At 68.8% G+C, this 9419-nt stretch carries 6 protein-coding genes; 4 read left to right on the plus strand and 2 right to left on the minus strand.

Annotated elements, in window-relative coordinates:
• Positions 1–125 precede the first annotated feature (125 nt).
• Both AOK23_RS25710 and AOK23_RS25715 read left to right on the plus strand, forming a co-directional pair.
• Positions 126–365, plus strand: a complete 240-nt coding sequence (locus AOK23_RS25710) for a heavy-metal-associated domain-containing protein (RefSeq protein WP_055715010.1) — start codon at positions 126–128, stop codon at positions 363–365.
• Between the two features lie 82 nt (positions 366–447).
• The gene (locus AOK23_RS25715) at positions 448–2721 is read left to right on the plus strand and encodes a heavy metal translocating P-type ATPase (RefSeq protein ID WP_055715011.1); all 2274 of its coding nucleotides are present in this window, start codon (positions 448–450) and stop codon (positions 2719–2721) included.
• A 602-nt stretch (positions 2722–3323) separates the two neighbouring features.
• Here the strand turns inward: AOK23_RS25715 and AOK23_RS25720 are convergent.
• Both AOK23_RS25720 and recD2 read right to left on the minus strand, forming a co-directional pair.
• Positions 3324–4613 (minus strand): citrate synthase, encoded by a 1290-nt coding sequence (locus AOK23_RS25720; protein WP_055715012.1) that lies wholly within the window; start codon positions 4611–4613, stop codon positions 3324–3326.
• Positions 4614–4884: 271 nt separating this feature from the next.
• Positions 4885–7146, minus strand: coding sequence for an SF1B family DNA helicase RecD2 (recD2, locus tag AOK23_RS25725; RefSeq protein WP_055715013.1), 2262 nt, complete (start codon positions 7144–7146; stop codon positions 4885–4887).
• A 377-nt stretch (positions 7147–7523) separates the two neighbouring features.
• On the opposite strand from recD2, the gene AOK23_RS25730 reads away from it, so the two are divergent.
• Positions 7524–7994, plus strand: a complete 471-nt coding sequence (locus AOK23_RS25730) for a hypothetical protein (RefSeq protein WP_055715014.1) — start codon at positions 7524–7526, stop codon at positions 7992–7994.
• Between the two features lie 85 nt (positions 7995–8079).
• The coding region (locus tag AOK23_RS25735; protein ID WP_240496556.1) for a VanZ family protein at positions 8080–9419 on the plus strand (1340 nt) is incomplete at its 3' end.

The raw sequence follows: 9419 nt of genomic DNA on the forward strand, positions 1-9419 counted from the left end.
CCCCTGAACACCGCGCACCCCACCCCGAGCGCCCGACCTCTCTTGGATTCATACCCCCTAGGGGTATAGGGTAGGAGACCTGAAGGGTTACCCGTATCCCACACACCCCGACGAGGAGCAACGACATGACCGCCCAGACCGACACTCCCGGCTCCGTCACCACCGTCTACAAGGTGAGCGGCATGAGCTGCGGCCACTGCGAAGGCGCCGTCTCCGGCGAGATCTCCGAGATCGCCGGTGTCTCCTCGGTGAAGGCCGTCGCCTCCAGCGGCGAGGTCACCGTGGTCTCGGCCGCCCCGCTCGACGAGGAGGCCGTGCGCGCCGCCGTCGACGAGGCCGGCTTCGAGCTGGTCGGCACCGTCTGAGATCCGCCCGCCCAGGCGGGGCCCCGCCCCGCCCCGGGCCGCACCTGCGCACGTTCCCCGGAGCACGGACACGGACACGGACATGACCAGCACCACCGAAGTCACCCCCGCGGGCGAGTCGACCCATGAGGTCGAACTGGTGATCGGCGGGATGACCTGCGCCTCCTGCGCGGCCCGCGTCGAGAAGAAGCTCAACCGCATGGACGGCGTCATCGCCACGGTGAACTACGCGACGGAGAAGGCGAAGATCGCCTACCCCTCGGGGGTCGAGGTCGCCGATCTGATCGCCACCGTGGTGAGGACGGGCTACACGGCCGAGGAGCCGCCGCCCCCCGCGCCCCCGGCGATGGACCCCGAGGCGGACCGGGAGCCGGGCGCGGACGCCCCGCTGGAGGCCCCCGAGCTCGCCGCCCTGCGGCAGCGACTCACCGTCTCGGCGCTGCTGGCCGCCCCGGTGGTCCTCATGTCCATGGTCCCGGCCCTCCAGTTCGACAACTGGCAGTGGCTCTCCCTGACGCTGGCCGCGCCGGTCGTCGTATGGGGCGGCCTGCCCTTCCACCGGGCCGCCTTCACCAACCTCCGGCACGGCGCGGCCACCATGGACACCCTGGTCTCGCTCGGCACGCTCGCGGCCTTCGGCTGGTCCCTGTGGGCCCTGTTCCGCGGGCACGCCGGCATGCCGGGCATGCGGCACGGCTTCGAGTTCGGCGTGTCCCGCACGGCGGGCTCCTCGACGATCTACCTGGAGGTGGCCGCCGGGGTCGTGGCGTTCATCCTGCTGGGCCGCTATCTGGAGGCCCGCTCCAAGCGCCGGGCGGGCGCCGCCCTCAAGGCGCTGCTGCACCTGGGCGCCAAGGACGTCTCGGTGCTGCGCGAGGGCCGGGAGACCCGGGTCCCGGTCGAGCGGCTGGTGGTCGGCGACCGGTTCGTCGTACGGCCCGGGGAGAAGTTCGCCACCGACGGCACCGTCGTCGAGGGCGCCTCCGCCGTCGACGCGTCCCTGCTGACCGGCGAGTCCGTGCCGGTGGACGTGACCGTCGGCGACGCCGTCACGGGCGCGACGGTGAACGCCGGTGGCCGGCTCGTCGTCGAGGCGACCCGCGTGGGGGCGGACACCCAGCTGGCGCGGATGGCGCGACTGGTGGAGGACGCGCAGAACGGCAAGGCGGAGGTGCAGCGGCTGGCCGACCGGATCTCCGCCGTGTTCGTGCCCGTCGTCCTCCTGATCGCGGTGGCCACGTTCGGCGCCTGGCTCGGCGTCACCGGCGACGCGACCGCGGCCTTCACCGCGGCCGTCGCGGTGCTGATCATCGCCTGCCCCTGCGCGCTGGGCCTGGCCACACCGACCGCCCTCATGGTCGGCACGGGCCGCGGCGCGCAGCTCGGCATCCTCATCCGGGGCCCCGAGGTGCTGGAGTCCACCCGCCGCGTCGACACGGTCGTCCTGGACAAGACCGGCACGGTCACCACCGGCCGGATGACCCTCCAGAAGGTGTACGCCGCCGAGGGCGTCCCCGAGGAGGACGTCCTGCGCCTCGCAGGCGCCGTCGAGCACGCGTCCGAACACCCGGTCGCGCGGGCCGTCGCCGCGGGCGCCGAGGAGCGCCTCGGCCCCCTGCCGCCCGTCGAGCGTTTCCGGAACGAGCCCGGGAAGGGCGTACACGGCCGCGTGACGGGCCACGACGTGCAGGTGGGCCGGATCCACGACGGCCCCCTCCCCGAGGCGCTCAGGGCCGCCAAGGAGGCCGCGGAGGACGAGGGGCACACGGCGGTCGTGGTGGTCCGCGACGGCACGGCGGTCGGTGTCCTCACCGTCGCCGACGCGGTCAAGGACACCAGCGCCGAGGCCGTCCGGCGGCTGCGGGCGCTCGGACTGACCCCGGTCCTGCTGACCGGCGACAACACGCGGGTGGCCCGGTCCGTGGCCGCCGCCGTCGGCATCTCCCCCGACCAGGTGATCGCGGAGGTGCTGCCGCAGGACAAGGTCGACGTCGTACGACGGCTCCAGGGCGAGGGCCGTACGGTCGCGATGGTCGGGGACGGGGTCAACGACGCCGCCGCGCTCGCCACCGCCGATCTGGGGCTCGCCATGGGTACGGGCACGGACGCGGCGATCGAGGCGAGCGACCTGACGCTGGTCCGCGGCGACCTGCGGGTGGCCGCCGACGCCATCCGGCTGTCCCGGCGCACCCTGGCCACCATCAAGGGGAACCTGGTGTGGGCCTTCGGCTACAACGTGGCCGCGCTGCCGCTGGCCGCCGCCGGACTGCTCAATCCGATGATCGCGGGGGCGGCAATGGCCTTTTCGTCCGTTTTCGTGGTCACGAACAGCTTGCGACTCAGGGCATTTGCGTGACGACCGGGTAAAAGTCCCTCTAGAGTCCGGAAGCAGCCTCACATAAGCTCTTCACAAGGCTCGCGCATCTTCCTTACGCTGGGGCCTCGGTCGCCGTATCGGGTCTCTTGCGCATCTTCAGGACATAAGGCAAGAGACGCAGATCACAGTGGCGCGAACGTAACCAACGAAGGGGTTCGTGAGTCTAAGTTGGCGATGTCAGAAGCGTCTTGGGGGGCGCGACTGGCATCTGGGGATGTCTTGGGGGACGTTCCCGGAACTGCGTTGCCGGGGCACGTACCCGGGGAGCTTTGAGCGGCCCTCCCGTACGTACGCGTCCCGGCAGACCGCACCTCACCGCACGACATCTTCATATACGCAGGACGGACCCCGTCCTGCTCAGCGATTCAGGCGCTGGTCCACCAGACGCCCGGCCGGATCCCGTGGGGGGAATCCGCACCGGGACATGGGAAGGCGCCCTGCTCGCCGGCCCGTGGGGGGACCAGCGGCGCAGGGCGCCTTCTTTTCGTGCCTGTGTGCACCGGGGAAGCCGAAAGGGGCGCGGGGAACCGGGTGAACGGCTCCCACACACCCCACGACGGAGAACGACCTCCGGAGAATCCCTAGCGGGCCTCGACCGGAACGAAGTCGCGCTCGACGACGCCCGTGTAGATCTGGCGCGGACGACCGATCCGGGAACCCGGCTCCTTGATCATCTCGTGCCACTGGGCGATCCAGCCGGGCAGCCGGCCGAGGGCGAACAGGACCGTGAACATCTCGGTCGGGAAGCCCATCGCGCGGTAGATCAGACCCGTGTAGAAGTCCACGTTCGGGTAGAGGCTGCGCGAGACGAAGTAGTCGTCGGAGAGCGCGTGCTCCTCCAGCTTCAGGGCGATGTCCAGCAGTTCGTCGGACTTGCCGAGCGCGGAGAGGACATCGTGCGCGGCCGCCTTGATGATCTTGGCGCGCGGGTCGAAGTTCTTGTAGACCCGGTGGCCGAAGCCCATCAGACGGACGCCGTCCTCCTTGTTCTTCACCTTGCGGATGAAGGAGTCGACGTCGCCGCCGGCGTCGCGGATGCCCTCCAGCATCTCCAGCACGGACTGGTTGGCGCCGCCGTGCAGCGGGCCCCAGAGGGCGGAGATACCGGCGGAGATCGAGGCGAACATATTCGCCTGCGAGGAGCCGACGAGGCGGACCGTGGAGGTCGAACAGTTCTGCTCGTGGTCCGCGTGGAGGATGAGCAGCTTGTCGAGGGCCGAGACGACGACCGGGTCGAGCTCGTACTCCTGGGCGGGGACCGAGAAGGTCATGCGCAGGAAGTTCTCGACGTAGCCCAGGTCGTTGCGCGGGTAGACGAACGGGTGACCGATCGACTTCTTGTACGCGTAGGCCGCGATCGTCGGGAGCTTCGCGAGCAGACGGATCGTGGAGAGGTTGCGCTGCCGCTCGTCGAACGGGTTGTGGCTGTCCTGGTAGAACGTCGACAGGGCGCTGACCACGGAGGACAGCATCGCCATCGGGTGGGCGTCCCGGGGGAAGCCCCGGTAGAAGTTCTTGACGTCCTCGTGCAGCAGCGTGTGCTGGGTGATCTCGTTCTTGAACGTGGAGAGCTCGTCGACCGTCGGCAGCTCACCGTTGATCAGCAGGTAGGCGACCTCCAGGAAGGTGGAGCGCTCGGCCAGCTGCTCGATCGGGTAGCCGCGGTAGCGGAGGATGCCCGCCTCGCCGTCCAGATACGTGATGGCGGATTTATAGGCGGCGGTGTTCCCGTAACCGCTGTCCAGGGTGACCAGACCGGTCTGGGCCCGGAGCTTCCCGATGTCGAAGCCCTTGTCGCCGACGGTGCTGTCGATCACCGGGTAGGTGTACTCGCCGTCGCCGTACCGCAGTACTACAGAGTTGTCGCTCACGTCTTCCCTCACCGACGTAGTGCCTCATCTTCGAGGTGCCCTGACTGTCTCTACCATCCCCCAATTGGCTCAGGAGAGTGCACTCGGGGTCGACCATCGGGCCTATCGGCGGCACTGAGTGCCGCCAACTTGCTCATCCTGCCCGCTCCGTCCGGCATCTGGAAGGGCTGTGTGACCTTTGCGACTCATTTGATCGATCAAATTTCACTCACGTGACGCCGGGGAGTCGCGAGAGGGTCCCTCAACCGGTCCCCTCCCTAGATCCTGGGGGCTACAGGGCCCGGGGCGCGAGCCGGAAGTCGAGGGCCGTATACCGCCGGCCCGCGGACACCGTGCGCACCGCCTGGCCGAGGGCCTTGCGGGAGCCGACGAGGACGACCAGTTTCTTCGCCCGGGTCACCGCTGTGTAGAGCAGATTGCGCTGGAGCATCATCCAGGCGCCGGTGGTCACCGGGACGACCACCGCCGGGTACTCGCTGCCCTGGGAGCGGTGGATGGTCACCGCGTAGGCGTGCGCCAGTTCGTCCAGCTCGTCGAACTCGTACGGCACCTCCTCGTCCTCGTCGGTGAGGACCGTCAGGCGCTGGTCGACCGGGTCGAGCGCGGTGACCACGCCGACGGTGCCGTTGAAGACGCCGTTGGCGCCCTTCTCGTAGTTGTTGCGGATCTGGGTCACCTTGTCGCCGACGCGGAAGACCCGGCCGCCGAACCGCTTCTCGGGCAGGTCGGGGCGGGCCGGGGTGATGGCCTGCTGCAACAGGCCGTTGAGGGTGCCGGCGCCGGCCGGGCCGCGGTGCATCGGCGCGAGCACCTGGACGTCCCGCCGGGGGTCCAGACCGAACTTGGCCGGAATCCGACGGGCCGCGACGTCCACCGTGAGCCGACCCGCCTCCTCCGTGTCGTCCTCGACGAAGAGGAAGAAGTCCTTCATGCCGTCCGTGACGGGGTGGTGCCCGGAGTTGATGCGGTGCGCGTTGGTCACCACACCGGACTGCTGGGCCTGCCGGAAGACCTTGGTGAGGCGGACCGCGGGGACCGGGCTGCCGTCGGCCAGCAGGTCCCGGAGGACCTCGCCCGCGCCGACGCTGGGGAGCTGGTCGACGTCCCCGACGAAGAGGAGGTGTGCCCCCGGGGGTACCGCCTTCACCAGTTTGTTGGCGAGGAGGAGGTCCAGCATGGACGCCTCGTCGACCACGACCAGGTCGGCGTCCAGGGGGCGGTCCTTGTCGTAGGCCGCGTCGCCGCCGGGCTTCAGTTCCAGCAGGCGGTGGACGGTGGACGCCTCGGCACCGGTCAGCTCGGCGAGGCGTTTGGCGGCACGGCCGGTGGGGGCGGCGAGGACGACCTTGGCCTTCTTGGCGCGGGCCAGCTCCACGATCGAGCGGACCGTGAAGGACTTGCCGCAGCCGGGACCGCCGGTCAGCACGGCCACCTTCTCGGTGAGCGCGAGCCGGACGGCGGCCTCCTGCTCGGGGGCCAGCTCCGCGCCCGTACGGCCCTTGAGCCAGGCCAGCGCCTTGTCCCACGCCACGTCACGGAAGCCGGGCATGCGGTCCTCGTCCGTGCGCAGGAGGCGCGACAGCTGGGCGGAGAGGGAGAGTTCGGCGCGGTGGAAGGGGACCAGGTAGATGGCGGTGAGCGGGTCCGAGCCGGGGTCGGGGCCGGGGACCTTCTCCCGTACGACACCGGGCTCGCCCGACTCCTCGTCCGGCTGGGCGAGTTCGGCCAGGCACTCGATGACGAGGCCTGTGTCGACCTGGAGGAGCTTGACCGCGTCGGCGATCAGCCGCTCCTCGGGGAGGAAGCAGTGGCCCTGGTCGGTGGACTGCGACAGTGCGTACTGGAGGCCCGCCTTGACGCGCTCCGGGCTGTCGTGCGGGATGCCGACCGACTGGGCGATCTTGTCGGCGGTGAGGAAGCCGATGCCCCAGACGTCGGCGGCGAGGCGGTAGGGCTGGTTCTTCACGACTCCGATCGAGGCGTCGCCGTACTTCTTGTAGATGCGCACGGCGATGGACGTGGACACCTCGACCGTCTGAAGGAAGAGCATCACCTCCTTGATCGCCTTCTGCTCCTCCCAGGCGTCGGCGATCTTCTTCGTGCGCTTGGGCCCGAGGCCGGGGACCTCGATGAGGCGCTTCGGCTCCTCCTCGATGATCTTCAGGGTGTCGGTCCCGAAGTGCTGGGTGATGCGGTCGGCGAAGACCGGGCCGATGCCCTTGACCAGGCCGGAGCCGAGGTAGCGGCGGATGCCCTGGACGGTGGCCGGCAGGACCGTGGTGTAGTTCTCCACGGTGAACTGCTTGCCGTACTGCGGGTGGGAGCCCCAACGGCCCTCCATGCGCAGCGACTCGCCGACCTGGGCGCCGAGGAGCGCGCCGACGACGGTGAGCAGGTCACCGGCGCCGCGGCCGGTGTCGACCCGGGCGACGGTATAGCCGTTCTCCTCGTTGGCGTACGTGATGCGTTCCAGGACGCCTTCGAGCACGGCGAGACGCCGTTCGCCCGGGGGGTTCCCCGCCTGTTGAGCCATGATCCGACGGTACCGGCCGGGTGTGACAGCCGGGTGCGGAGCGTATCTCCTCTTCCCGGGCTCCGGCTCCGGGGTACGTCCCGACTCCGAACTCATGATGCGGCGCAGAGCATTCGGATTTCGTTACCCAGTGGCAAAGCCGTGCACATGTTTGTATGGTGATCGCGGCGTCCGGGACCCTGACCAGGTCATCGGAACACGCGCTGACGCAGAAAGCGGTGGCGCTTCAACGGGGGTTACCCATATGCCGGATTCCGGCGTATCGGGCACGTCGATATGGTCTTGGCGCGCCTGGGCATTCCCTCGTTTTCCGAACGGCTCCGATCACTCGGACCGACGGGCGTCCTGTGTTCCATGGAAAACGGGAGGGATCTCTTATGCGTACCCTTGTCCACACCCGCCGGGTCGCCACCATCGGCGCGGCGCTGCTTTTCACACTGACCCCGGCCGTCGGATACGCCGCTGCAGACGACACGTCCGTCGCCGAGCCGTCGGGTGTCGTTGACACCCTCGCCACCGACTGCAATTCCGACGGAACGACCGGCCAGCCCTGGGCGCGGTGCACCAAGCTCGACAACGGGGTGCTGATCCACTGGAAGAAGACGTACGACACCGGCACAAAGGCCCACACCACCTACGAAAAGACCGACGGTGGCAGGGTCACCCTGCGGCTCGGCTACAGCCGGAACGGCAACGAGCACTGGAGCTCCTACTTCACGCAGACGAGGGGGCAAACGAAGCAGAAGTCCTGGAGCTTCGGCGATCGGAATCAGGAGTGCAAGGCGTCCATCGGTCTCCTGCAGGAGCGCGGGAGCGACAAGCGTCAGACCCCCATTCAGAAGTGCTGACCTGAACCTGTAGGCATTTCGTGGCGCCCTCGAGCATTATCTCGGGGGCGCTTTTCCAGGCAACAAGCCGAGAAAGAGCATCGATGTGTTTGCTGCCGCCTTCCACGATGGCATCTGGCTCTTGGTCGGACTCACTCTGATCGCCGTCGTCGCAGGAATGATCGCGTGGGCCGTCGCTCGTCGGCGCCGAACTGCCCATGCTCTCTGGTGGCTGCCCCTCGGGTTTTATCTGACCGAAATCCTGGGATTCACAGTCACGCTGCGGGGTGGTGAACACAGGCGGGCCGAGTGTGTGATCAACTCTGAGATCACCGAGCCGCTGTACACCACGCAGGGTCTGTGGCACCTGGCGATGTTCGTCCCGCTCGGGCTGTTCGGCGTTCTGGCTCTGCGGCGTCCCCTGCCCGTACTGGCCGGCGTCCTGACTCTGCCTTGCCTGATCGAACTCACCCAGGCCCTGGCACCGTTCGGGGGCGGAACATGTCGCAGCGCGGATGTGGAGATGAGCGTCGTCGGCGGCGTGCTCGGCGTGGTCGGTGGGCTCGCGCTGACGCGAGGTCATGTCGCGTGGCGTTCATGGGCCAGGCGCACGCTGGTGGTTACCGGGGCACTGGGCGTGGCCGGATCGGCCGTCTTCCAGGCCGCGATCACTCCCTACAGCGCTGACGGTTCCAGCGTCCAGGATGCGCACGATGACGAGCGCGAAGCCGCCGAGCGCGCCATACGCCAGGCGTTCGGCGACCGGTACCAGGTCGGCGCCGTGCAGGTGAGCCCGGGTATCGACGGCTACGACGGCTCGCTGTCCATTCAGTTGGCGGGCGGACACACCGGCCAGTTGATGTGGCCTGGTGGCCGTCAACTGAGCGTGAGCCTTGAGGATTCCAGCCGCCCGACAAAAGCGAGCTTCCCCGTCCAAGGCTCCGTGACGCCCCACGACACCCGAAGTGCCTACCGCGTGGCCCGTACGTACATGAAGGCGCACTACCCATGGGCCGAGGCGGCCTCCTGGCGCGAAACGGTATCCGTGGGTGCCGGGGCCGAGTTCGGGTGGCTCACGTCGTGGCGGTTCAAGGAGCGCGGGGTGGTGATGCCGCGCAGCCTCGACGTGCAGATAAACCGGGCCGGACGCGTCTCTCAGTTGCTGGTCGACTTCGGGCCCAAGCACGTGAAACTCCCTGCCGAGCTGATCCCGGCCAAGCGGATCGAGGAGATCGTCAGGAAGGAAGGGGTCAGGAACGGGGCAGAGCCTGGCACACTCCGGATACAGGCAGACGTACTCAAGGCCGACCGCCTCAAGGGCCGGCATACCCCTTGGCGCGTCATGTGGTCCGTAAGCGTCGCCGATGCACAGTGCACGCCCGACCGGGAGGGTACCGGCTGTGAACCGTCGCAGGTGATGGTCGACGCCGGTACCGGCGAGATCTA

Origin of the sequence: Streptomyces torulosus (assembly GCF_001419765.1) — a bacterium.
Taxonomy (GTDB): domain Bacteria; phylum Actinomycetota; class Actinomycetes; order Streptomycetales; family Streptomycetaceae; genus Streptomyces; species Streptomyces torulosus.

Coding starts and splice junctions, on each gene's coding strand:
- AOK23_RS25710 (WP_055715010.1), top strand. CDS start 126: ATGACCGCCCAGACCGACACTCCCGGCTCCGTCACCACCGTCTACAAG.
- AOK23_RS25715 (WP_055715011.1), top strand. CDS start 448: ATGACCAGCACCACCGAAGTCACCCCCGCGGGCGAGTCGACCCATGAG.
- recD2 (WP_055715013.1), bottom strand. CDS start 7,146: ATGGCTCAACAGGCGGGGAACCCCCCGGGCGAACGGCGTCTCGCCGTG.
- AOK23_RS25730 (WP_055715014.1), top strand. CDS start 7,524: ATGCGTACCCTTGTCCACACCCGCCGGGTCGCCACCATCGGCGCGGCG.